At 59.9% G+C, this 23,289-nt stretch carries 18 protein-coding genes and 4 pseudogenes; 7 read left to right on the top strand and 15 right to left on the bottom strand.

From position 1 onward, the window contains the following. Nucleotides 1-20 precede the first annotated feature (20 nt). The 4 genes and pseudogenes from FRZ40_RS35835 to FRZ40_RS46350 all read right to left on the bottom strand — a co-directional run bounded on the left by FRZ40_RS35835 (nt 21) and on the right by FRZ40_RS46350 (nt 5,884). Nucleotides 21-530, bottom strand: a complete 510-nt coding sequence (locus tag FRZ40_RS35835; RefSeq protein WP_147237348.1) for an acetone carboxylase subunit gamma — start codon at nt 528-530, stop codon at nt 21-23. 23 nt (nt 531-553) lie between these two features. Next, nucleotides 554-2,877: pseudogene (locus FRZ40_RS35840) on the bottom strand (hydantoinase B/oxoprolinase family protein). An 11-nt stretch (nt 2,878-2,888) separates the two neighbouring features. Then, a pseudogene (locus tag FRZ40_RS35845) lies at nt 2,889-5,032 on the bottom strand (hydantoinase/oxoprolinase family protein). Nucleotides 5,033-5,248: 216 nt separating this feature from the next. Further along, the gene (locus FRZ40_RS46350; RefSeq protein ID WP_420873914.1) at nt 5,249-5,884 is read right to left on the bottom strand and encodes a lecithin retinol acyltransferase family protein; all 636 of its coding nucleotides are present in this window, start codon (nt 5,882-5,884) and stop codon (nt 5,249-5,251) included. Here FRZ40_RS46350 and FRZ40_RS44590 point away from each other — a divergent pair. The 3 genes and pseudogenes from FRZ40_RS44590 to FRZ40_RS46355 all read left to right on the top strand — a co-directional run. Further along, nucleotides 5,840-6,052, top strand: a complete 213-nt coding sequence (locus FRZ40_RS44590) for a hypothetical protein (protein ID WP_167528725.1) — start codon at nt 5,840-5,842, stop codon at nt 6,050-6,052. The genes FRZ40_RS46350 and FRZ40_RS44590 overlap by 45 nt on opposite strands. A gap of 72 nt (nt 6,053-6,124) precedes the next feature. Beyond that, nucleotides 6,125-8,131 (top strand): sigma-54-dependent Fis family transcriptional regulator, encoded by a 2,007-nt coding sequence (locus FRZ40_RS35855; RefSeq protein ID WP_147237349.1) that lies wholly within the window; start codon nt 6,125-6,127, stop codon nt 8,129-8,131. A gap of 122 nt (nt 8,132-8,253) precedes the next feature. Next, nucleotides 8,254-8,374: pseudogene (locus FRZ40_RS46355) on the top strand (carbon-nitrogen hydrolase family protein); the annotation flags it as partial. Nucleotides 8,375-8,566: 192 nt separating this feature from the next. Here the strand turns inward: FRZ40_RS46355 and FRZ40_RS35865 are convergent. Together FRZ40_RS35865 and FRZ40_RS44595 are read right to left on the bottom strand one after the other, a co-directional pair. Then, nucleotides 8,567-8,986: pseudogene (locus FRZ40_RS35865) on the bottom strand (ISKra4-like element ISBte2 family transposase); the annotation flags it as partial. Further along, nucleotides 8,934-9,128, bottom strand: coding sequence for a hypothetical protein (locus FRZ40_RS44595; protein ID WP_167528726.1), 195 nt, complete (start codon nt 9,126-9,128; stop codon nt 8,934-8,936). The gene FRZ40_RS44595 and the pseudogene FRZ40_RS35865, both read right to left, overlap by 53 nt. 76 nt (nt 9,129-9,204) lie before the next feature. Here FRZ40_RS44595 and FRZ40_RS35870 point away from each other — a divergent pair, with 76 nt between their 5' ends. Continuing rightward, nucleotides 9,205-9,375 (top strand): CcdB family protein, encoded by a 171-nt coding sequence (locus FRZ40_RS35870; protein ID WP_147237350.1) that lies wholly within the window; start codon nt 9,205-9,207, stop codon nt 9,373-9,375. A gap of 283 nt (nt 9,376-9,658) precedes the next feature. Here the strand turns inward: FRZ40_RS35870 and FRZ40_RS35875 are convergent, their stop codons facing one another. The 4 genes from FRZ40_RS35875 to FRZ40_RS35890 form a co-directional block, all read right to left on the bottom strand. After that, entirely contained in the window at nt 9,659-10,591 is a 933-nt protein-coding gene (locus tag FRZ40_RS35875; protein ID WP_147237351.1) for an ornithine cyclodeaminase family protein, read from the bottom strand. Nucleotides 10,592-10,602: 11 nt separating this feature from the next. Further along, nucleotides 10,603-11,661 (bottom strand): proline racemase family protein, encoded by a 1,059-nt coding sequence (locus tag FRZ40_RS35880; protein WP_147237352.1) that lies wholly within the window; start codon nt 11,659-11,661, stop codon nt 10,603-10,605. Nucleotides 11,662-11,761: 100 nt separating this feature from the next. Continuing rightward, the gene (locus FRZ40_RS35885; protein ID WP_147237353.1) at nt 11,762-12,736 is read right to left on the bottom strand and encodes a LysR substrate-binding domain-containing protein; all 975 of its coding nucleotides are present in this window, start codon (nt 12,734-12,736) and stop codon (nt 11,762-11,764) included. Between the two features lie 914 nt (nt 12,737-13,650). Next, nucleotides 13,651-14,130, bottom strand: a complete 480-nt coding sequence (locus FRZ40_RS35890) for a MarR family winged helix-turn-helix transcriptional regulator (RefSeq protein ID WP_147237354.1) — start codon at nt 14,128-14,130, stop codon at nt 13,651-13,653. 275 nt (nt 14,131-14,405) lie between these two features. Here FRZ40_RS35890 and FRZ40_RS35895 point away from each other — a divergent pair, with 275 nt between their 5' ends. Next, the gene (locus tag FRZ40_RS35895) at nt 14,406-15,062 is read left to right on the top strand and encodes a TetR/AcrR family transcriptional regulator (protein ID WP_147237355.1); all 657 of its coding nucleotides are present in this window, start codon (nt 14,406-14,408) and stop codon (nt 15,060-15,062) included. Nucleotides 15,063-15,187: 125 nt separating this feature from the next. Here the strand turns inward: FRZ40_RS35895 and FRZ40_RS35900 are convergent, their stop codons facing one another. From FRZ40_RS35900 to FRZ40_RS35910, 3 genes are all read right to left on the bottom strand, one after another. Continuing rightward, entirely contained in the window at nt 15,188-16,090 is a 903-nt protein-coding gene (locus FRZ40_RS35900; protein ID WP_081767712.1) for a GlxA family transcriptional regulator, read from the bottom strand. A 95-nt stretch (nt 16,091-16,185) separates the two neighbouring features. Further along, nucleotides 16,186-17,328, bottom strand: a complete 1,143-nt coding sequence (locus FRZ40_RS35905) for an FAD-binding oxidoreductase (RefSeq protein WP_147238510.1) — start codon at nt 17,326-17,328, stop codon at nt 16,186-16,188. A 5-nt stretch (nt 17,329-17,333) separates the two neighbouring features. Continuing rightward, nucleotides 17,334-18,596 (bottom strand): aromatic ring-hydroxylating oxygenase subunit alpha, encoded by a 1,263-nt coding sequence (locus FRZ40_RS35910; RefSeq protein WP_147238511.1) that lies wholly within the window; start codon nt 18,594-18,596, stop codon nt 17,334-17,336. A gap of 250 nt (nt 18,597-18,846) precedes the next feature. Here FRZ40_RS35910 and FRZ40_RS35915 point away from each other — a divergent pair, with 250 nt between their 5' ends. Further along, the gene (locus tag FRZ40_RS35915) at nt 18,847-19,776 is read left to right on the top strand and encodes a LysR substrate-binding domain-containing protein (RefSeq protein ID WP_028370810.1); all 930 of its coding nucleotides are present in this window, start codon (nt 18,847-18,849) and stop codon (nt 19,774-19,776) included. Between the two features lie 342 nt (nt 19,777-20,118). Continuing rightward, nucleotides 20,119-21,156 (top strand): M24 family metallopeptidase, encoded by a 1,038-nt coding sequence (locus tag FRZ40_RS35920; RefSeq protein ID WP_338048191.1) that lies wholly within the window; start codon nt 20,119-20,121, stop codon nt 21,154-21,156. Between the two features lie 314 nt (nt 21,157-21,470). Here FRZ40_RS35920 and FRZ40_RS35925 read toward each other — a convergent pair whose 3' ends face one another. Both FRZ40_RS35925 and FRZ40_RS35930 read right to left on the bottom strand, forming a co-directional pair. Next, complete coding sequence (locus tag FRZ40_RS35925; RefSeq protein ID WP_338048192.1) at nt 21,471-21,821, bottom strand: RidA family protein; 351 nt, start codon at nt 21,819-21,821, stop codon at nt 21,471-21,473. A gap of 34 nt (nt 21,822-21,855) precedes the next feature. Next, nucleotides 21,856-23,187 carry an NAD(P)/FAD-dependent oxidoreductase gene (locus tag FRZ40_RS35930; RefSeq protein WP_147237358.1) on the bottom strand — a complete coding sequence of 444 codons (1,332 nt, stop codon included), beginning with the start codon at nt 23,185-23,187 and terminating at the stop codon, nt 21,856-21,858. Between the last annotated feature and the right edge of the window lie 102 nt (nt 23,188-23,289).

Consider the following 23,289-nt stretch of genomic DNA (forward strand, 5'->3'; position numbering starts at 1 on the left):
TCCGCTTAAGCCGCCGCCCGTCAGTCCTGGGCGCGTTCTGGCACCGGTAGCTGCACCCATTCCTTATAGAAGGCATCGATGTCCGGCTCGAAGTCGTGGATCACGGGATACCATGGGGTGGGCGCCTCGACATCATGCATGGTGCCGCACGCCGGGCAGTAGTACTCGCGATAGACCTGCCACTGGGTGTCCGGGGCCATCAGCTTCGGATAGACCTCGGTCATCGCCTCTTCAGTGTCGCGCACGTAGATCGCGGCATGCAGTTTCCAGTTCTCGCGGTAGTCGCAGAACTCGTGGCCGCAGTCACACTTGACCACCCACTTCTTGCTCCTGGCCGCTTGCACGATGTGCAGGTGCGGGCCGAGTGGCAGCACGATGCGGTCCGCGAAGCTGACCTTGGCCTGCAGGGCCGCCAGATACTGTTCGAACCGGCTCTCATCCTTTGGCATCGAGAGCATGCGGAACGTGGTTTCCCAGTCAAGGGAGCCTTCGACGAGGTGCGCGACCTGTTCGTTGGTGTAGGCTGACATTTTGCAACTCCTGGATAAGGTGATTACTCTTCGACCTGGACGACGGTGGTGACGTCGGGCAGCAGGGAGAGATCCATACGGTGCTTTGCGCCGTAGGACGGTACGCCCAGTTCTTCCTCACGCAACTGCCAGTCCGCGGGCAGGCTCCAGAACTGCTTGAATTCCCGCGTGAACTTCTCGGAAAGGGCGAAGCTGGTCGCGAACATGTGCTGCACCTGGACGGACGCGTGCTTGTTGAGGATGCGTTCGCGCTCTTCCTTCATCCATTCGCGCGTCGGCAGGGCTCGAGCCAGGCGCTCCTTGCGGACCTCGGCACGGCGGGACTGGGTCCTGGCGACATCCACCGTGAACACGCCCTTGCCGTCCTGGGTGAAGACGGCGCCATAGACCTTCTGCGCGTATTCCGGCAGCAGGAACTTCTGATTGAGGTCCGCTTCGATGGCCTTCGGGTCCCGGTCGAGCGGGTCGCCAAAGCCGGGGCCGCCACGCAGGTAGTTCAGGTAAAGGTCATGGTTGGCATAGCAGTCCTCAGTCGTGATGCACTGCTTGTCGCGCTTGACTACGGCGGTGGCGTCGATGTGGCGCTCGAAGTCGGGGTTGCTCGGGTCGATGTCGCCGCCCAGGGGTAACGAGTCACCGATGGCGATGCGCTGGTCAAGGCCCGTCTTGTGCGCCTCAAAGCGATAGCCAGTGGCGGAGGGATAGCCGCCCATCATGCCCCAGTCGCTGTTCATCAAGCCATTGCCCATGAAGAACATGGTCCAGTCCTGCGCGTTCCACACCATGCGCAGCGTCTCGAACCCGCAGCCGCCGCGGTACTTGCCGTAGCCGCCGGAATTGGCCTTGACGTTGCGGCCGAGGTAGAGCAGCGGTTCGGCCATCTCCCAGATCTCGATGTCGCCCATGTCGCCTTCGGGGTTCCAGATGGCAGCGGCGTGGTTGAGGCCATCCTTGACGGCGCAGGCGCCGGTGCCGCAGGAACTGGCCTCGAAGCTGTTGACCGCGTGAATCTCGCCGTCCTGGTTGATGCCCCCCCTTGCAGCCAGTTGGAGGTGTTGGCGTTGCCGGCGTTGACTTCCTCCAGATAGCCGCGGCTGAAGTAGGACTGGGACAGGCCGCGCCACAGCGCCGCCCAGCCCGAGACCAGGAAGTGCCAGGCGTATGCGTGGCCGGTGCGACGGTCATCCGGGTTGCACCACGTGCCCTTTGGCAGTCGGAACTCGGTGGCGAAGTAGGCACCGTCGTTGATGCGTTGGGTGGGCACCAGTGTCTGGCACATCATCACCCAGATGCCAGAAGTAAATGCCACCTGGTGGGCATTGAAAGTGTGCCAGCCCCAGCGGCTTGCACCCTCGAAGTCGAGGCGCCACTTGCCGTCGGCCTTGATGGTCATCTCCACCGGCGAATGCATGATGGAGTCGAGCTTGGCGAAGGCGTTGGAGACCTGCACATCCTCGTGCTTGTACGGCACGTCGACAAAGGAGACCTTGCGGTACTTACCGGGCAGGGTCATCGCCTTGATGCGGCTCTGCAGGCCTCGGCGGCCTTCTTCAATGACCTCATAGGCGAACTTCTCGTAGGCCTCGATGCCGTCTGCGCGAATCACCTCTTCCACCAGATCGCGGATCATGTGGCAGCCGGCGATGCGGGTTTTCTCGTCGAGGATCCAGTACTTGGGCGTGCGCACCGAGCGTTGCGACTCATGCAGCCAGTCGCGCAGCGGCTCGTCGTTGATACCGGTCTTGCGGCAGGTGATCATGTAGCCGTCGCCGAAGCGCTGAGTCTGGCCTGTGGACATAGAGCCCGGCGTCACTGAGCCGGTGTCGATGACGTGGGTGACGCCGCCGACCCAGCCGATCAGCTTGCCCTCCCAGAAGATCGGCACGATGGTGGCGATGTCGCAGGGGTGGACGTTGCCGATGGCGCAGTCGTTGTTGGTGAACATGTCCCCGGGGTTGATGCCGGGGTTGGCTTCCCAGTTGTTCTCGATCATGTACTTGATCGCTGCGCCCATCGTGCCGACGTGAATGATGATGCCGGTCGAGGTCAGCACGCAGTCACCCACGGCGTTGTAGAGCGTGAAGCAGAGTTCGCCTTCCTGCTCGACGATGGGACTGGCGGCGATCTTCTTCGCGGTTTCGCGGGCATGCACGAGGCCTCCGCGCAGCTTGGAGAACAGCTTTTCATAGCCGATCGGATCGCTGTCCCGGAACTCCAGTTTGCTGAGGCCGTTGTAGTGGCCGGAAGCCTGGGTGCGCGCGATGATCGCGTCGCGGAACTCCTTGAGGGTCTCGCCGTTCTTCAACAGGTTACCAAGACCCACTTCCTTGTTGTGCATGATGTTCATGGCGTGTCTCCTTACTTCACTTCTTTGAGATGGAACAGGCGGTGCTTATCGATCGTGGTCTCGAAGCCTTCCGGCACCACAAAGGTGGTGGCATCGGATTCGATGATGGCGGGGCCTACGATGTGGTTGCCGGCCTTGAGCGATTCCATTTTCCAGAGCGCGGCATCTACCCACTTTTTGTGGCGATAGAAGGGGCGTGTACCCAGATAGGCTTGCTTGGGCGGCGTCGGTCCGGCGTCCGCGTCTTCCGGCAGCACCGGCTTTTGGGTCACCACCATGCCGCGCAGGATGGCACCGGTGATGGAGAAACCCAGTTCCGGCGAGCGTGCCGAGTTGGCGTACACGCGGCCATACGTGGTCTCGAAAGCTTCGACGATCTGGTCCCAGTCGGCAGCGCTGGCCGCGCTGGTCACGGGCGAGACGATTTCCAGGTCATTGAGCTGGCCCATGTACTGCATCTTGTAGCCGGGGATGAGCAGCACATCCTCGGGCTTGTAGCCATTGAGCACGAACTCGTCGATCACCTTCACGGCCAGTTCGGACCAGGCCTCCTGCAGGGACTGGCAGGCAGCTGCCTTGTGGGCGTCGGGCGCATGCTGGGTCACGCCCAGGTCCACCGACTTGTCATAGCGGTACTCGAAGTCGGCACAGGCGCAACCAAAGGCTGAGAAGCCGGCTGCCCAGGCGGGTACCACCACGTCCTTGAAGCCCACGCCTTCGGTGTAGCCGTAGGTGTGGACCGGACCGGCACCGCCGTAGGAGAAGCAGGTGAAGTCGGCCGGGTTGTAGCCCTTGGCGCTGATGTTGGCGCGCAGGTATTCCGACAGCGTCAGGTCCAGCAACTCGATCACACCCGCCGCCGCGTCTTCCACCGACAGGCCCAGCGGATCGGCGATCTGCGCTTTGATGTGGTCGCGGGCACGCTGCACGTCGAGCTTGATGGCGCCGCCCAGGAAGTTGTCGGGGTTGAGGTAGCCCAGCACCACGTGGCAGTCCGACACCGACACCGTATCCAGGCCGCTCTCGGGCCAGCAGGTGCCGACGCGGTAGCCGGCACTGTCGGGGCCAAGCTTTATGGACTTGCTGTAGGGGTCCAGGCGCACGAAACTGCCGGCGCCCGCGCCGACGGAATCCATGGCCACCAGGGGCAGGGAGAGGACCAGGCGGGCCATATCCGGGTCCGATTTGATGGCGAAGTTGCCCTTGGTAATCAACGCCACGTCGAAGCTGGTGCCGCCGATATCAGAGCAGGCAATGTTCTCGTCGCCCAGGGCCTCACCCAGCAGCTTGGAGCCGATCACGCCGCCGATCGGGCCGGAAACGATCGTACGCGCGAGCTCCTTGGCCTTCCAGCTGATGGTGCCGCCGTGAGTAGCCATCACGCGCAGATCGAACTTGGCCCGTGCTTCCTGAAGCGGTCGCTGACTTTCTTCAACGTCTGGCGCGAAGGTTCCGCGCCGTATGCCTCCAGGATGGTGGTGTTCATCCGGTGGCTCTCCTTGCGCGACGGGTAGTAGTCCACCGAGGCGAATACCGGGATATCCGCCTTCAGCTTCTTCAGCTCCTCGCGCACAATGTCACGGGCACGTTGCTCGCTGGTTTCGTTCTTGTGGGATTGCAGCAGGCAAATGACGATGGCTTGCGAGCCGGCTTCCACCAGTTCCCGTGTAGCCCGCCGGACTTCGTCTTCACGCAGGGGGATCACCACCTTTCCCTGTACGTCGGTGCGCTCGGTGACGCCACGCGTGCGCGAGACCGGCACCAGGGGCTCGTCGTAGCGATGGGTGTTCAGGTGGATGCGGTCTTCCAGGGCATAACCCAGGTAGCTCTGCAGCGCGCGGCCCATCGAATGGATCTGCTCGAAGCCGCGGTTGCAGATCAGGCCAACGGCAAGGCCCTTACGCATGAGGATGCGGTTGAGCATGGCCGTACCGGAATAGACGCAGGTCACCAGTTCCGGATAGACGTCGTCCACGGTCCGGTCCCAGTGGGCAAGGGCATCTTCGGAAGAGTTGTAGATGGCAAGGGACTCATCACCGGGATTGCTTTGCGCCTTGCCGACCACAAAACGGCCATCCGAGCGCACGAAGAAGGTGTCGGTCATCGTGCCGCCGGCATCGATGCCCATCACCTGTACGGTGGACTGGGGTTGCATATTGCCTCCTATGTTTGATGTAGTCGTAGTGGGAGATCCCACATACCACCTATTGCAGAGGGCATGCCAGTGGTGGCCATCACTTGGTCCCACGCTTGATAAGAGAATCAAATCAATGCGTTGCGGGCGTTCGTTTTCCGCATCGCCGGTCCAAATGGGCTGTCGACGGTGTCCGGATTCCTGACGCCCGCGCAGCGGTGTCCTGGATTCGGACACTCACGAACAGATGGACCAACTTGTGATCGCAAGCTGTCTGACGGTATTGACTACGGCTGCCATGAGATGATCAGTTATCCAGAATTTCCAGGCATTGATTTGGTCACTGCGGCTCTCGCCGTACAGGCACCACGTGCAGAAGTGCTCGCAGTTATTGGAAACCAGCCGATAGCGATCCTCGCCGAGGCGCGAGTAGGCCCGACGGATGGCTTTCAAGCCCGCGAACCTTGCGTCAGGGCTTTGCCTGATCCAGACCGGATGCCCATGTGCGAACGCTGCGAGCGAGACCTCCTGCACCGGGCCGCAACGCAGTGACCGCGACAGTCCTGCGTAGTGCACGACCTTGCCGCCCCCGCGTAGAGACCATGATGCGTGTACCCAAATCGACCGGTTACGAGATGGGTGCCGATTGTCAGATCCGCGCCGGTAAGGGTCTCGACGACCGGGCGCCTCGTCCTCGTTGAATCGTTCATGGTCTCCACCGCATTGCGCTGCCTTTCGCACAAGACCAGGGCATAGGGTGTGCCATCGCCACCAGCGATCGGCGGAGCGGAGCTTTCCGCCCGTGTTGAGGCTCGGGAGGAAAGCGCCGTGCTCACTTCCATCATTCGGGACCGCGCGGATGTCGCGATGCACCGGACCCGGGGCCTTTCAGTCCATCCGGCAACGCTGAAAGGCGTTGGCGAATTCAACGCGATCTTCTTCCTGAACCCCGCTTTCGCTGTCCGGAATCCGGACGTCCAATGCAAAAGTGTCCGGATTCCGGACGCCTTCACGCGCTTGCTGCAGAGCACAATATCTTGATTTGAAACGGTTTTATTGACTTTGCCAGGGTGAGGGGCTACGGTTGCTGCAGTCAAAGGAGAGTGACCTCACATGCCGTTTTCTCAATCCGGCGTCCTGGTTCCCCGCAGCAGCGACGATCCTGTCGTGGCCTCCGCCTGGGAGCGTTTTCTTCAGCATCAGCCCCTGGCGGGGGAAGGTGTGCGCGGCGTCGTCCTGGCTTCATGGCAGCGGTGCCGTTCCGAGGCCGTTGATCCTGCCAGGCACTCCGCACCGGGGGCAGAGGCCGAGCGTGTCCGCCAGATCCAATGGCAGAACAGGGATCTGTGTGGTGCCGCGCGTCCGGCACTCGATGGCCTGCGCGATATCCTGCGGGAATGCGGCACCCTCATCATGCTCAGCGACCCGGGCGGCACCATTCTCCAACTTAATGGCGAGACCAAGGCCCGCAGCGTTGGCGAGAAGATCAACCTCGCCTCAGGGGGCTGCTGGAATGAAGACGTCATCGGCACCAATGCCATTGGCACCGCAATCGCCACTGGCGCTCCGGTCCAGATCCATGCCAGCGAGCATTTCTGCCTGGACGTCAAGCGCTGGACCTGCGCTGCTGCGCCTGTTCTTGACCCCTTTACTCGCACCCTGCTAGGCGTGGTCGATGTCTCGGGCGTCAAGGAGACGTTCCATGGCCACACGCTGGGATTGGTGGTGGCCGCTGCACGGCAGATCGAAGGCGAGCTGGCGCGCCGCGACGTCGCACTCCACGAGCGGCTGCTGGCCAGCGCCATTGATCATTTCATCCGCTATGCCAGCGACTACGTTGTGCTTGTCGACGGTCGCGGGCGCATTGTCCGCACGTCCGTAAATGCGCAGGCGGCCAGAGAGATGCATGACGTGCGTTTGCCGCTTCTGCAGATTGGCAACCAGGTGCCAGGACTCAACCTCGCACTGTCCGACGTTGACCGTTGCTGCCAACGCACGGAATGGTTGCGCCCCGAATGGCTGCACCCAGTGAAGGACCGTGACGCTACGCTGGGTACGATGCTCGTGATTCCGCTTGGGGCGCAAAGGAATCGAACCACCATATCGCCGCTGCCCAAGGCTGCGACGAAACTGGCGGGAAACGATCCTTTCAGCGAAATCATTGGCGCAAGCGAGGTTCTGGCGGCGACCAAGGCACGCGCTCGCCGCATTGCCCCGCTCGATCTGCCAGTACTGCTCCTGGGCGAGACGGGAGCCGGGAAGGAACTCTTCGCCCGGGCGCTGCATCGAGCGGGTACCCGCGTCGAGGCCCCCTTCGTTGCCGTCAATTGCGGCGCCTTGACCCGTGAGCTCCTGGCCAGCGAACTCTTCGGCTATAACGAGGGCGCTTTTACCGGTGCGCGTCGCGGTGGCCTTCCGGGCAAGTTCGAGCAGGCCGATGGCGGCACACTGTTCCTGGATGAAATCGGCGAGATGCCGCTCGACATGCAGCCCCACCTGTTGCGTGTGCTGCAGGATGGGGTCGTAGTCCGTCTTGGCGATACCCGCGAGCGGCATGTTTCGGTGCGCGTCATCGCAGCCACTAACCGTGATCTGCAGAATGAGAGCGCCGCCGGACGCTTCCGCGAAGACCTGTACCACCGCCTCTGCGCGGTCATCCTTCAACTGCCGCCGCTGCGCGACCGGCCGGGTGACATCGAGGCAATCGTCGAGCATCTCAACGGCAAGCTCGCACGCAAGTATGGCTGTGCGCCCAAGCAGCTTGAACCAGCCGTGTACCAGGCGCTTCTGAGCTATCGTTGGCCGGGCAACATACGCGAACTGCAGAATGCGTTCGAGGTGATGTTCGCGCTGAGCGAAGGCGACGTTATCGATCTTTCTTTGTTGCCCCCGTCCATCGCGCAGGCCAGGAGTTCACTTCCCATATCAACTTCAGCGTCAATGCCTGCTTCATTCGGCCGTCTCGACGAAATGGAGAGACAAGCCATACTCGGTGCGATCGCGAGTGCCCATGGAAATGTTTCGATGGCTGCCCGAACACTTGGAATTTCGAGGAGTACGCTTTATGTCAAGCTGGCCACGATTCGGGCTCAGCCTGGCAATTCAGGCTCCGGCATCTAGAGGGATTGCGCGCTTACGATTGCCTGCCAGATTTCGGTGCTCCGCGGAGCAGGTTGCAGAGTCTCGAATGCATAGACATTCCGACGCTGTAGTCCAGTCTTTCTTTCGAAGACCAGATTTGGTTCTCCTGCGCGAGCCTGATGGTCATGCCTGAGGCGGGTCTCGGCGGCTATCCGAAGGGCGAAATTTTCGGCACCCGTCTGGGTTACCGGCTGTGAAGGCCATAAAGCCTTCGCGCGGTACTAGCAGATCGCCGCGCGACTTCAGTTGTTTCGCGGCAGCCACGAAATTCCGAATATCCTCTTCGCAATCGTGCGCAAGGTTGGCACGGGAGCGTTAAAAACTTCGGGGTAGCGATTCAGAGGCCCGGCGAAACTGATCGAGGAATACCGCGACCTCGAGAGATACCGCGTGGGGACGTCGCCTGAAGACTTCAAGTCTCTCGCGCAAGTCACCGTTTATCACCGCGCATCGCACTTGGGCAAGCAGATGAACACCGGTTGGCGACCAACGCATTTGTTGGCGCTTGCACATGCGCTGGTTGAGCACCTGATTCACTGCAGACTCGGCCGTGGCGGTCGAGATAGGTTTGCCGCGACGGTGTCGTGCGCCGTAGTCGATCGTTGAGCCGCCATTCGCTTCGACGTATTCAACAAGCTCTCGAGTGCGGTAGTCGAGCTGCGCCAGACTTTCTACAACGCCCGGGGTTTCAGGCACGATCACCCGACAGAGGAGCAGGATGCCTTGCATCCTGTCTTTCGCCTTCTCGAGTTTGCCATGCCAGAAGCACCAGCGCAGCTTGTCAACGCGGGAGATCCGCACACGTCGGGCTGCCTTTTCCGTTTCCGTTTGTGCGCAGCAGGTCTTTTCCCTCGGCCAATGACAGCCCGACCTTGTCCGGCTCAAGCTGACGATAGGGACGTTCCAGCTGACCGATTTCGAATGTTTCTGTTTCGTCGCAATCGGTGGTGATCTCGATGCGAATTGTGACTTTCATCTCCAACTCCGGCGGCCATGATTGCCGGAATCCTAGGCACCCTGCGCTGAAACCCCAAGGTTTTTAACGCTCCCAATTGCCCGTCGACTTCACCCCGTCTTTTGACGTCGCCGGGGTCAAATGCCTGATGCATCCGGCGTTCATCGCCTCTGTACCGTTAAACGACCTCGGTCCTTCAGTTGGCTCGTTACGCGAGTATCGGGACAAGATTACTGCAGCGCTTGATCGTCTTCTTGGGGGATATTGACTTGTCCTCTAGACGATCTTTTCGAGATGGCATAACACCTCGCCTTCCCGGCGGACTTGAGGAGACACAGTGAATCACGAAGTGCCATCCGCAGTGATTTATTACGTAGCATTCCTTACTATATATGCAAAAAAAATCGCTAGTTCCGTTTATCTCAAGTAATACAGTCATCCAACAAAAATCATTAAAGCGACTCGAAACGGAGCGTCAGTCCGGGCCGGCCTCAACGGCGCAACGGGCCATAATCGCTTAGACGGTCCTCATCTGGCACGAGGCCTGCGGATTAGCATGATTTCAATTGCTCGACCACATACTGGCTGACGATCAGATCCAGGTGCGCACCGCCCGCATTCTTGTAGACCGTCCGGTCTCCGGCCGAACGATGGACCGCCGTCATCCGGCACAGATCGAACAGATCGCCTTCGATATCACTCTCCCGAATCACGCCCGCTTTTAGCGGGTTCTGAATATCCCCCGACTGAACGGCATTCTGGCGGTCGTCCACGAAGAGCCGCGCACCACGGAACACATCGCAATCGGCCTCCTGCATGTCGGCTCGGTATCCGCCCACCAGATCGACATGGGTACCAGGGCGTATGCACTCGCCCCGGATCACGGGTGTGAATGCGCTGGTGGCGGCCGTGATGATGTCTGCGCGGGCGACCGCGGCATCGAGGTCCGCGACAATGCTGACGCGGATGCCTCTCGCGTCGAGCGCCGAACGCGCGGCTTCCAGCCTCGACGGTGTGCGATTCCACAACAACACTTCGCGGATGGAAGGCCGGATGTGCAGATAAGCGTCCGTCAACGACCGTGCGACCGGGCCCGCGCCCAGCACCAGCAGGACCTCACTGTGCTCGCTGCACAGCATGCGGGCCGCCAGCGCGGAATCGGCGGCGGTTTTCCATCGCGTGATTTCGGGGCCGTCCAGCATCGCGACGAGCCCCTTGGTGCGCTCGTCCAGGACCAGGAACGCGGCCTGCTCCGACGGCAGCGGCGGGACGGCAGCGCCATTGGCCGGGTGGATCGACGCGATCTTGACCCCGGCACCCCTGCCCGGCAGGATCACGCCCCGGCTGAACAGGCCGAAGCTCGAATCCCCGATGAAGTAGCCGCCGCCGCTCGGCCGGGCACCTGCGTGCCCGCGATGCAACGCGTCGAGAACGCCGGACCAGTCGAGTACCGACTGGATCTGCTGCGCGGAAATGATCTGCATGCGTACCGCCCCTACTGCTTCGGCCAGATGTCCCCAAGGGTGTAGCCCTCGGGAAAGGGATCATCGTGATCCAGCACGATGGTGTGGATGCCATGTATCCAGCTGGTGCCGGCCAGCGTCGGCACTACCGCCGCCTGCTCACCGATATGGGTCGTCTCTTCCAGGCGGCCGGTAAAGACCGTGCCGAGGATGCCCTGGTGCCGGAAGTCCTGGTTCAGCGGCAGTTCGCCCTTGGCGTGCAGCACGGCCATCTTGGCGCAGGTGCCGGTGCCGCAGGGGCAACGATCGATCGCGCCCGTCCAGGTGGCCGGATCATCCCACGAGAGCGGCCCGGTGGGCATGGTGACCGCGTTCTTCCAGTCGGCTCGCGCGTCGTCGGTTGGGCCGGAGAGCTGGGAAATCGTGATGCCCACGCCCGGATAATCCGGATGCGCAACGGGCAACTGCTCGATGGCGGCCTGCCGGATCATGGCCGAGACCCGCGCGATCTCCTTGCCGTGCTCGGGCTTCAGTTCGAGCCCCGGAAACTGTCGCACGTCGGCAATCGCGTAGAACATGCCGCCCCAGCCGACATCCACGCGCACCTTGCCCAGATGCGGCACGTCGATGACGGCATCCAGATGCGCGGCAAACGCCGGTACGTTCCTGAACTTCACGCTCTTGACCTTGCCGTCCTTGCACTCGGCGGTGATGCGGATCAGGCCAGCCGGCGCTTCCAGTGTCAGCTCGGTCACCGGCTCCTGCATCGGCAGCATGCCCATTTCCAGCAGCACGGTGGCCACGGAGATGGTGTTGCCGCCCGACATCATCGGGTATTCGACCTGCTCCAGGATGATGTAACCGGCGTCCGCCTCCGGGTGACAGGGCGGCACGACGATGTTGCAACAGTGCGCCGGGTAGCCGCGCGGCTCGCGCAGCAGCAGCTTGCGCAGTCCGTCGTCATTGGCCTCCAGCCATTTCATCTTGGCGTGAACGGTGTCGCCGGGAATATGCGGGATGCCGCCCGTCACGACGCGCATGGGAATACCCGAATGGGTCTCCACCGCATGGATGCTTCGCTTGAAACCCATGTGCTGATTTCCTCTTACGTGCCGCCGCCCCTGTGCGGCGTGAAGAGAAATCTATGCCGATTTCGACGCAAACTTAAGCGACATTTCCTCCGGTATTCCTTCAACTTTTGGTTGACGATTGCACGGCGAGTTGCTGCCGGATCCACTGGCAGAATCGCATGCACACGCTGGCGTCCGCCTTCTCTTTCCGCACGGAGAGGTAATGGCCGCGATTTCTCATAACGGTCTTGTGCGGCAGCGGACGCACGAGGTCGCCGCTGTCGACCAGGTGCCCGACGAGATGATGCCAGCCCAACGTCACCCCCTGATGCGCGAGGGCCAGTTGCACGATAGCCGGATAGTCATTGCTGGTGAATAGCTGCCGCGGGATATCGGCGCGCCAGCTGGTATCCACGTCATGCAGCGCCAGCCAGACTTTCCAGTCGATATGCTCGGAAATCTGTGAGCGACCGTAGGCGCTAAGATCCAGCAGCGACATGTCGAGCAATCCTTCGGGTGCCGAGATCGGGCCATGTCGCTGCAGATACTGCGGCGTGCAAACCGGATAGACCTCGTCGTCGAACAGGTGCTCACTGTCGTATCCCTCGCGCAAGCTGGCCAGCTTCGCGATGTACACGTCCGGCTGCACGCCTGCTTCCATCGAGATGAAATTCTGCGTGGCCAGTACGGTGAGTTCGATATCCGGCGCGTCCTGAAGGAATTCGGGCAGTCGCCGATGGAGCCACAACGCCGAAAACGCCGGCGAACAGCACACGATCAGGGTCTGCCTTGCTGGAATTCTCTTGCGCAGGCGTTCGGCTGCCTGATGAATATTGATCAACGAAAGCTGGGCGGCATCCTTGAACATCTCGCCATCGGCCGTCAGCGCGACGGTTCTGCCCGAGCGAACAAACAGCGCCGTCCCGAGGTAATCCTCAAGCTCCCGCACCTGCTTGCTTACGGCCGCCGGGGTCACGCTCAATGCGTTGGCGGCCCCCGTAAAACTGCTGAACTTTGCGGCCGCGAGAAATGACTTGATAGCTCGCAGCGAAAGCGCGCCGACCAGGGTTTCGCTGATTTCGAACTGAGGCGCCATGGCTATGTCGACCGGTCTGAGGGGATCGAGTCAGAGTCCGAAGCAAGGACTTGCCCGAGATTACATGAGACAACGACGCTATTGTCATATCCCAACGGACCGTGTTCAAGTAGCAGCGCCTGAGTGAGGCCCCAGCGAAACCCGTGAGCAGAAGGCCATGAAAACTGCTGATCGATGATACGACGCCGGCTCAGGGGGATCGAGTGGCCGCTTGCGGAGTGGAACGGCCAGATCAATGTCATGGCGACGCATCAAATAAAGGGCTCCCCTTCTGGCCGTGTGAAAACGCGTTGTTCACGAAGCCTTCTCAAAAGTTGACCCTTCAGATCGCCGCGTAGCGGCCTGGTGGCGACTCGGGAAGGGTAAAGCGTCGCCCGAAAACCGTGTACTTTTACGTTTTCACGCGGGCCGACTCTAGTCATTCATCGCCTTTCGAATCCGAACGGACAGCGAATGTAACAAACCGGTCTTCCGACCTACTGTTGCCGACGACCGAAGTTGCCAGTACAGTCGTCGTTCGCTTGATTAGCACTGACGCTTACGCAGTCACGTGTCAACATGGTCTACACGCTAACCCAAGCGCTTATCGGCACCGATATCGAATGCTGGGACTCCCACGTAGCCCGGTTCAATCCGGCGGCCTGATTGCCTTGGTTTGCGGTGCCGTCATCGGGTTCGCGTTAAATACCGCATCGGGCTTTCTGGCATCGCTTTCGGCGCCGGCCACTTTTGTCATCTCGTGGACCGTGTATAGCCGCCTGCTGGCCACTGCGAAACGGACGTGGTTCGTGCGTAATACCTGAGGCAGCCTAGATCGCGGTCCCAGCCATCACTGCACTCCTGGGCAGAGCCAGCGCCGAAGATACCGCTGCAAGCGAATACCGAGGCCTGGCCAGTTCAGACGGAACCGATTGCTAATCGGTCCGCCAAGGCCGCGAACCCAGTATCATCTTCTTCATCAACGCTTCGAGCGTGCGGCGTTCTGTCGAGGTCAACGACTGCAGCATTATCGTTTGTCGCTGGATGAAGAACGAAAGGACGGTTTCATATGTGGACCGACCTTTGGCGGTCACCTTGAGGAGCGCCTTTCGACGGTCAGTCGCATCGGGTGTTCGCGTAATCATGCGTCGATTGTGCAGGCTATTCACTGCCCGGCTGATCGAATTCTTTGGACGGCGGCTGAGCATGCAGATTTCCGTTGCCGTCAATGGCCCGACATCCACAAGCGTCAGCAGCACGGTGAATTCGTCGCGCGCCAGACCATATTCCTCGGCCTTCTTGATTGCGGGATCCGCAAAGAAGTTGACCCAAAGCGTAATGAGATAGCTACTCGCAATCGGCGAGTTGCGCATCAGCTTCGCCATCGTCTCGTCGAAGTTGGATTCTTCAGACATGTCGCGTGAGTCTTATGTCGTCGTCAAGGGAAGGCCGCACGCCTCTTTCGAACCCGGCCTAACGTTTGAAGCGGTCATGGCACGGCAATGTAATGTCAGATACTTAGTGTGTATAACGCCAGTGTATTCCACGGCGTAGGACCTATGATCCGTGGTCGACGTCGCGAAACGCAGATTGAAATCGCCAGTACACAAATGTCTATCGAACAAACATACGTGTACAGTGGCAGTAATCTGATATCAAGCGACAGCACGTCGACTGAGGACATAACTTAATGAAACGGACCGACGATACGGATTCTGAGACGCGCGGTTCGGCCGATATCTGGCTTGACGCGGCCTATTCAAGTCTGCTTGACGGAGGTGTGGAGGCGGTCCGTATCCTCCCATTGGCGAAGAAGCTGAACCTTTCACGGACGAGTTTCTATTGGTTCTTTGAGGATCGTGACGAACTTCTCGCGGCTCTCTTGACCCGCTGGAAGATGAAAAATTCAGGCGCGTGGATCGCGCGAACGGAGGCGTATGCCGAAAATATCTGCGAAGGTGTCTTGAACGTTTTCGACTGTTGGTTCGACGACACGCTTTTTGATTCGCGATTTGAAGCAGCGGTCAGAAGTTGGACGATCCAGGACCCGGAAGTCGCAAAAGAAATTTCGATCGACGATACCCGACGCATCGATGCGTTGGTGCGCATGTTCGTGCGGTTTCGCTATAAACCCCTCGCCGCAGAAGTGCGTGCTCGCACCATGTATCTAAGTCAATTGGGTTACATTTCCCTGCATGTGACCGAAGACATATCACTGCGTCTGGGCCGCATTGCAGAATACGTCGAAGTTTTCACTGGCCAGCGCCCGGATAAGCATGAACTCGGGCGCTTCTTCGCGCGTCATCCGGTAAAACCATCACCTAAGTCTCGAAAACACCGCTCTTAGATTACCGGACTACTCGCCGCATATTCATCTCATCGAGACCATAGCTCAAGCGGTTCGTTTTGCACATCGATGCCCACAACCAGCCGGCATCCTTTCATTGGAGGATCCAAACTCTTCAACACGTGTCAGCCGCCGCGCCGCTCCCCCGATGGGGTGTGGCCAAATTCACGTCGGTAGGCTTTGCTGAACGAGCATGCTGACTTGAAACCGCATTTCGAAGAGATCGCCCTGATCTCCGCAGCGCTAGTAAGCAGGAGCGAGCGAGCACATTTGAGCCGGATCGTCAGGTAATATTCGGCAGGTGACCGACCAAGCTGCTCGCGAAACATCCGCTGCATATGCCGATCCGAGACGCCTATGAGTCGTGCCAGATCCGTGCTTGATAGCGGCTCCTCGACGTTGGCCTCCATCAGTTCCACCAGTTCGACGAGTTCAGACCTTATGCCGCCCAGCCTTGCCGACACAGGGCTGATCTGGCGTTCGTTCGGCGCCCGAATCCGATCGACGCATAGATAGCGTGATACTTGCGCTGCGCAGGCTGCACCGATCTCGCCCGCGACCAGATTGAGCATCATGTCCACAGGCGCCGCACCGCTCGCACAGGTTATCCGGTCGCGGTCGAGCACAAAAATTTCATCGGTTATCTGTACATGAGGGAACTCGGCCGCCAGCGCCGCAACGTCTTCCCAGTGTACGGCGCATCGGTGTCCTTCCATAAGGCCCGCCGCAAGCAGCGCGAAGACGCCGCTACACACTCCACCCAGCACAACACCTTGCTGCGCGGCGCTACGCAGGATGGCGCGAAGCGACGCACTCGCCGCCTGCCTGACGTCCATGCCACCGCAAACGATTAATACATCAGGTAGACCGTCTCGGTGGTCGAAGGGCTGAGCCGCCCTGGCCACGACACCGTTGCTCGGAACAGCCAGGCTACCGTCGACCGTGTAGACCGTCCATCGGTACCACTCATGCCCCTCGACATAGTTTGCGATTCGTAGGACCTCGATCGCGTTTGCAAACGCGATCATCGAGTAAGACGGCAGCGTTAGAAATCCGAAATGTCGCTTTCCGCTGTAGTCTGGCAAGGCTTTATCTGCCCTCCTCACCCTTTCCTCCCGCTCCGCTACAGATCCAGAACCAGATCGGAAGTCGGCTTGCTGCAACACATCAGTCGAAGCCCCTTATCAATCTCGCGCGGCCGGATACCGCCGTTGTGCTTCATCTCGACTGTGCCTTCGAGCAGCCTGGTCTTGCAGGTACCGCAGATCCCCTGACTACAAGACGATGGCATCGGTACACCCGCTTTGCGCGCGGCCGCGAGCACAGTTTCTGACGACTCCATCGTGAAGGTCTTGCCGGAGCGCGAAAGACGTACAGTAAAGGACGACGTTTGCTCGCCCGGGCGTTGTTCCGGCGCAGCTTCGACGACCTCGACGGTCTCTGCGAAGTTGAAGCTTTCCTGATGATACCGGTCCGGGTCATGTTGTCCGTCGAGCAGCAGCTTCCTGACGGCGTCCATATAACCGGTAGGACCGCATGTGAAAACCTCCCGCTCCCGATAGTCGGGCACGCGCGCTTTCAACAGATCAAGACTCAGGCGTCCGGTGGGACCTTGCCAGTTACCTTCCTCGCCTTGCGCTTCGCAGATATGGATGACTCGAAAAGCACTGGATATCTGCTCGAACGCTGCCAACTCGTTCGCAAAAATGATGTCTTCGGGCGTTCGCGCGCTATGCACGAACACCACATCGCGATTCTGTCCGAGGTCGAACGCCGCGCGTGTCATCGCCATCAATGGCGTGACGCCAGAACCCGCCGAGAGATACAGTGCCTTCTGTGACGGGCCGGCTGACGGTGTAAAGATACCCGCCGGACCGAACGCAGGCAACGTTTTGCCGGCTACCATGTTTGCGTGCAGCCAGTTCGACATCACCCCGCCCGGTGTCCGCTTGACCGTGATCGATAACGTGTACGGCCGCGTCGGTGGCGACGAGATCGTATAGCAGCGGCTGACTGCCTGGCCTTCGATCTCCGCGCTAATCGTGATGAACTGCCCCGGCTCGAACGAGAAGGGTCGCCCCGCCTCGCTCGCAAACACGAACGTGCGGACGTCATGGGTTTCGTCAGTTACCCGACAGCAGACCAGCGTTCGTTGCTCGTGGCTCGGCCACTGCGCATCCGCGCGTTCCCATGTAGACGACAGACTAAAGCGATCACACACGTCGGGGCTCTGTTGAAGGATGCAGGGTTCGAGGACGCTTTCCATATCGCTCACACACCGTGTTCTTTCAGACGTGCGTTGTACCAGCGCGAGAATTCGTCCAGTGGCGCTTCCGTGAACTGCGAAAACGGCCCCGGACGGTAGGCGGGATCCTGGGTACCGTTGTGCGTATTCGCTACCAGCTCGGCGTCCTGGGTGGTCGTGGCGATCCAGACTTCCGTCAGTCGCTTGAGGTCGTAGTCGACGCCTTCAACGGCATCTTCGTGGACCAGCCAGAGCGTGCGCACGAGCGTCTTGTCAGGCGCAAGCGGCAGGATATAGGCGATCACCGCGTGGTCGCTCATGACGTGCGTCCATGAATGGTGACCCCACATGTGCACGTCGCCCAGATCCCGGCGCTGCAGGCCACCCAACAACTTCGTGCAGGCGACTTTCGTATCCATGGTCTGCGATTCATTGGCGCCGGCAATCACCAGCCGCTGCGTGCGGAAGTTGGTATGCACACTCTCATCGAGCGACTCGAAGCGTTCGCAGATCCATCCGTCCTGCTCCCATGCGGCCTGGCTGGCCGCATTTCGCTTGACGTACTCGTCGTACCCTTTCAGGGCATCCTCGCTCTGGCCGTCCGGACAGAACCCGAAGTCCTCAGCGAGAAACGAATTCGTGAGTTCCGGATGTGTGGCCGCGCAGTGATAACACTCGCGGTTGTTCTCCATCACCAGCTTCCAGTTGCCGTTCTCGACGATCTCCAGCTCGTGTGCGATCTTCGTGCGCGTCAGATCGTACGGCGCAAAGCGGGGTGTCATCACCTTCTCGAGTTTCGCAAAATCCTCCGGCGGCTCATCGGCGAGGCAGACGAAAACGTGTGCGCCGACCGTCTTCAGATGAACCGGAATCAGGCTGTGACAGGTAGGATCGAAATCCTGCCCCATGTGGGACGTGTGGCGCAGACTGCCGTCCAGATCGTACGTCCACTGGTGGTACGGACACACAAGCATGCCGACAGTCGCCTTGCCCGGCTGCTTCATGATGCGTGAGCCACGATGACGGCACACATTGCGGTAGGCGCGAATGTTTTCATCATCGTCCCGGACAATGATGATTGAAGCCTTGCCGATGTCGACCGTATGGACATCACCCGGTTCCGGCACATCGGCCGTTACGCCAACGAGAATCCAGAGCTTGTGGAAGAACACCTCGACATCGGTTTCGAAGACGTCATGGCGGCCAAACAGTTCGCCGGGCATGCCGTGACCGGGCTGCCGGCTATCGAGGAGTTCGCGATGAGTCTTGATGGGGATGACGGTCGACATGAGTGCCTCTTTAATTGGTCTGCGCCGCAACGTTATGTGCAGCATTGCGTTGAGTATTGGATCGCCAATACGGACCGTCAATGCGCTTTATTTACCCGCTGACATTCCTTTAAGTCATGCGAAAATATCGACGGGATCGATCGCACGCTACAGGGCGATTGAACACATGGTCGATGTTTCAATCGGCATATGAACAGCTGCGCATCCCAGCGCCTGACTGTCGCAACAACATCAGAATCAGAGACAACGGATGAAGACGTCCAGAGGAACGAAGGGTTACCGCAGAATTGTGCCGTCGCTTACCGCGCTGGTTGAATTCGAGGCGGTGGGTCGCCTCGGCAGTTTCACGTTTGCAGCGGCTGAACTCGGTGTGACCCAATCGGCGGTCAGCCGACAGATCCGATTCCTGGAGGAAACCCTGGATGTCCGGCTTTTCCAGCGCGGGCACCGCTCCATCAAGCTGACCGCAGAGGGCGAAGCGCTATACCAGGTAGTTGCTGAATCCATGCAAAAGATTGCTGGCGTGTTTGACCGTCTGTCCACGACAGGCGTCGAACAAAGCGAACTCGTGCTCGCCTCCACGGCCGCGTTCTCCCAGTTCCGTCTGCTCCCTCGCCTCGCCAATCTGAAGAAACTCAATCCGCCACTCCAGTTACGCCTCACCACGCAAATGTTTACGGCTGACTTGCGCCATGTCGAAGTCGACGCCGCTGTCCGCTACGGCAATGGTCAATGGACTGACGGCACGTCAACGTTACTGTTCGATGTTGATATTTTCCCGGTCTGTTCGCCACGGTTTCTGGAAGAAAACGGAGTACCGACGTCACTCGAACAACTCGCGTCCATGGCACTCGTTGAATCCGATTCGACGGCCGAAGGCTGGATGGACTGGACTGAATGGTTTCGCGCGGTCGGTTATCGTCCATCACGGCTGAACAAGGTATTGCGATGCAGCCTATATACAGACGCTGTGCAGGCCGCCCGCTATGGGCAGGGCATCGCGCTTGGCTGGAGCCGGCTGGTCGATGACCTGCTCATGACGGGCGAACTCGTGCGGATCGAGGTGGCCACCTTCACGCCCGCCGAATGTTACTTCCTCGTCGTCCCGCACGGCCGCACGATCTCGCCGGTCATTACGCAACTCATCGAGTGGCTGCGCGGTGACCCAGCGACCCGATAGAGGGAGGCCGTTGCCTGACGCCTCTTCGGCGTTTGCGTGCTGACGCGAACGGATGACTTAAACTCATGCGAGCCGGAAAATAAAGGCCGTTGACCGGCTTTATCGACGTTCTGATACTGCCTGCAGATCATGTCAGGAGAACAGTCAATGTCGGGGATTTCCACGCTTCATGCCGCAACACCTGGGACAGACGAAAGCACCGTCGGCTTGCCACCAGGTCTGCTTGATCGTGTACGTCACTACAGGCTGGAACGCGTACGCCGCCACCTTCGTACGAGCCGGGTACCCGCAATCGTCCTGTATGACCCTGTCAACATCCGGTACGCCACTGACACATCGAACATGCAGATCTGGACTGGCCGCAATCCGACGCGCTACGTCATGGTCTTCGCGGATGGTCCGGTAATCGGCTTCGAGTTTCACAACTGTGAGCATGTGTGGCACAACGTGCCCGTCAAAGCGGAAATCCGGAGCGCAGTGTGCTGGAACTATTTCAACGCCGGTCCTGAAGCCGGATCGAACGCCAGGCAATGGTCGCGCGAAATCTCGGATCTGCTGCGTCAACACGCGCCATCGGAGCATCAAGTCGCAGTCGACCGGCTCGACCCTGAAGGTCTGCATGCCTTGCGCGAACAAGGCATTCAGGTCGTCGATGGGCAAGCGATCATGGAGCTGGCACGGACCATCAAATCCGACGACGAACTCGCCGTCATGCAGGCAGCGATCAACGTGTGCGAACTCGGCATTCAGCGCATGCACGACGTGTTGCAGCCAGGCATGACCGAACAGGAACTTTGGGCACACCTGCACTTCGAGAACATCAAGCTCGGTGGCGAATGGATCGAGACGCGCCTGCTGGCATCAGGCAATCGGACAAATCCGTGGATGCAGGAATGTAGTCCAAAGGTCATGCGCAAGGGTGAACTGATCGCGTTCGATACGGATCTCGTGGGCCCGTTCGGTTACTGCGCCGACATTTCGCGCACATGGACGGTCGGGCACGTCCGCCCAACCGATGACCAGCGGCGCCTTTACGCCGCAGCTCACGAGCAGTTGCATACGAACATGCACCTCATCAAGCCAGGCATGACGTTCAATGAATTCGCCGAGCGCAGTTGGACCATGCCGGCGAAGTTCTTCAAGAACCGGTATAGCTGCCTGGCCCACGGAATCGGGATGGTCGACGAGTATCCGTCGATCTCGTACTTCCAGGACCACGGTTATAACGGTATGTTCGAAGCGGGCATGACGCTCTGCATTGAAAGCTACATCGGCGACGAGAGCGGCAACGAGGGCGTGAAGCTCGAACAGCAGGTGCATCTGACAGAAAACGGGTGCGTGCCCCTTTCGACATTCCCCTTCGAGACCGAATGGCTCTGATCGGTTCCCGCACAGTCGCGACCTGGTTAGAAGCCGCGACTGCCCCCATCGCACGATCGCTATCCGCCTGACACCGATCCGATATCCGTCTCCGAGCGATCCATCACTTCAGCCGACACGTCTACATCGTGCGCCCCGATATGGCTGGTCGGAATACGTACTCCCGCCCCCGCGAGTCGGTCGAGATGTGCCGACAGAAGCTCCACCACCCCTTGCATCAGCGCGCCGGCTCTGGACACGACAAGAAGGAGACCAACGCCTGGACCTTTCTATTTCTTCTGCGAAGTCGGGCGCATCGCAATCGACATGTGCACCTAGACAGCCGCGACGATCACGACCTCGATCAACTTCTCTCGCTGGGCCAGCGTCGCCCCCACCGTAGCACGAGGTGGCGTATGCCCTGGCGTTACCCATGCATCCCACACTTCATTCATCGCCGCGGCTTGCGACATGTCGGACAGGAAGATCTGGCACGAAAGAATGCGGGATTTGTCTGAGCCGTGTTCTGCGAGCAGCGCATCAATCGATGCCAACACCTGGCGCGTTTGACCTGCCATATCCTGGCTGATGTCATCCGGCACCTGCCCGGCAAGATAGATCGTTCCCTGATGGATAGTGACCTCGCACAGACGCTTGCCGACATGGCTACGCTTGATTTCAGGCAACTTGATTCCTCCAGATTTACTTTATCGATAGAAACTAGCGCTCAGAGCCGGCAAGTGCCGCCTGATACTTGATCGACGAAACGACGCCAATGCGCCTGATCGGTTCCGGGGGCAACCAGTTGGGGCCTTCAAGACTAAGTGCGTCGGACAACTGCGAGGACTGGGCGCCCATGGCCATCTCGCCCAGCAGCTTGCCGTATGTGCTGCCCTTCAGCACGCCGGCGCCGTTGCAGCCCAACGACGCAAACAGACCCGGGCGCAACTCCCCAAAGAACGTGGCGCCATTGCGAGTCAACGCCGTTGTCCCTCCCCATACATACTCAAACTCGTGTGACTTCATATTCGGGTACCGACGCTGATAGCAGCTCGTCAGCTGCGCTAGCGTATCGGCAGGCGCCTGCTCGCGCTCATATGAATAGGCACTGCGCACCATAAAACGTCCGTCCTGGACGCGGCGCAATGTCGTGCCCAGCCGATTGGCAGGTATGACACCCCACTCCGGGGAATTGCCGAGCTTTCTCAACTCCGACTCGGGAAGCCTTGGCGTGACCGCTGCATAGGTAAAAATCGTGATCAGTCTGTCACGGAGGATGCCTAGGGCTTTGGCGAAGCCGTTGTTGGCCAGAATTACTCGATCAGCCACGTACTCCGCTTCGGATGTCGTAATCCGAAATGGTGATGATTCGCTGAGCTCTACGACCGGCTCGTTTTCGACTAGAACGACGTTGGCGGGCAGACTGTCCGCCAGCCCCCGGATCAACGCGGCTGGCTGCACGAAAACGTTATTGGGTGAGTGAAACCCGTAGCGGTAGTAGCTGGTACCCAGCTTTTCCTGCAGCGCGTCGCGGTCGAACTCTTCGAAGTCCACACCCCACTCGCGGTATTGCGCCAAGGAAGCGTTGAGATTCTCTATGCCGGAATCGCTCGCCGCCGCGTGAAATTTTCCGATCGGGTTCCAGCCGCAGTCGATCCCATGTTCTCGAACGAGTTGCGCAAGCCAACGCAAACCCGAATCGTACAAACCAATCTGCTTGCGTGCCACCTCCAGCGGGCTGGTGTGGCCACCCATCTTAGTATTGTGCGGCAGATTGATAACGAAGCCCGAGTTCCGCCCGGACGAGCCTTCGCCAATGGTCGACGCTTCGAGCACCAGCACCGGCTGATCAGGCTGCATCTCCGCAATGCGCCGTGCCGCAGCGAGGCCCGTATATCCACCGCCGATCACGACAGTGCCGAATCTGCGAACACTCGTGCCAGACCGTTTCTGCCGCTCGGGCAGCATCGCATTCCAGCCCGAACCAAGATGATAGGTAGGGTACTTACCAGCCGTCACGTCGGCGGTAGAGAGACCTTGTTGGATATGCATGGAGTCACCGCTATGATCGGAACATCATTGCGCTCGCGCCTCGAGCGCCTGCGAGCGTACAGCGGACCATGGTCGAAACCCGCTACCTTTCCGTAGAAGTAA

The organism is Paraburkholderia azotifigens (assembly GCF_007995085.1).
Classification (GTDB): Bacteria; Pseudomonadota; Gammaproteobacteria; order Burkholderiales; family Burkholderiaceae; genus Paraburkholderia; species Paraburkholderia azotifigens.

What these genes read in the sequence shown, in the direction of transcription:
- FRZ40_RS35835 (WP_147237348.1), bottom strand. Translation starts at nt 530, where the DNA reads ATGTCAGCCTACACCAACGAACAGGTCGCGCACCTCGTCGAAGGCTCC.
- FRZ40_RS35855 (WP_147237349.1), top strand. Translation starts at nt 6,125, where the DNA reads ATGCCGTTTTCTCAATCCGGCGTCCTGGTTCCCCGCAGCAGCGACGAT.
- FRZ40_RS44595 (WP_167528726.1), bottom strand. Translation starts at nt 9,128, where the DNA reads ATGAAAGTCACAATTCGCATCGAGATCACCACCGATTGCGACGAAACA.
- FRZ40_RS35875 (WP_147237351.1), bottom strand. Translation starts at nt 10,591, where the DNA reads ATGCAGATCATTTCCGCGCAGCAGATCCAGTCGGTACTCGACTGGTCC.
- FRZ40_RS35880 (WP_147237352.1), bottom strand. Translation starts at nt 11,661, where the DNA reads ATGGGTTTCAAGCGAAGCATCCATGCGGTGGAGACCCATTCGGGTATT.
- FRZ40_RS35885 (WP_147237353.1), bottom strand. Translation starts at nt 12,736, where the DNA reads ATGGCGCCTCAGTTCGAAATCAGCGAAACCCTGGTCGGCGCGCTTTCG.
- FRZ40_RS35890 (WP_147237354.1), bottom strand. Translation starts at nt 14,130, where the DNA reads ATGTCTGAAGAATCCAACTTCGACGAGACGATGGCGAAGCTGATGCGC.
- FRZ40_RS35895 (WP_147237355.1), top strand. Translation starts at nt 14,406, where the DNA reads ATGAAACGGACCGACGATACGGATTCTGAGACGCGCGGTTCGGCCGAT.
- FRZ40_RS35900 (WP_081767712.1), bottom strand. Translation starts at nt 16,090, where the DNA reads ATGATCGCGTTTGCAAACGCGATCGAGGTCCTACGAATCGCAAACTAT.
- FRZ40_RS35905 (WP_147238510.1), bottom strand. Translation starts at nt 17,328, where the DNA reads ATGGAAAGCGTCCTCGAACCCTGCATCCTTCAACAGAGCCCCGACGTG.
- FRZ40_RS35910 (WP_147238511.1), bottom strand. Translation starts at nt 18,596, where the DNA reads ATGTCGACCGTCATCCCCATCAAGACTCATCGCGAACTCCTCGATAGC.
- FRZ40_RS35915 (WP_028370810.1), top strand. Translation starts at nt 18,847, where the DNA reads ATGAAGACGTCCAGAGGAACGAAGGGTTACCGCAGAATTGTGCCGTCG.
- FRZ40_RS35920 (WP_338048191.1), top strand. Translation starts at nt 20,119, where the DNA reads ATGCAGATCTGGACTGGCCGCAATCCGACGCGCTACGTCATGGTCTTC.
- FRZ40_RS35930 (WP_147237358.1), bottom strand. Translation starts at nt 23,187, where the DNA reads ATGCATATCCAACAAGGTCTCTCTACCGCCGACGTGACGGCTGGTAAG.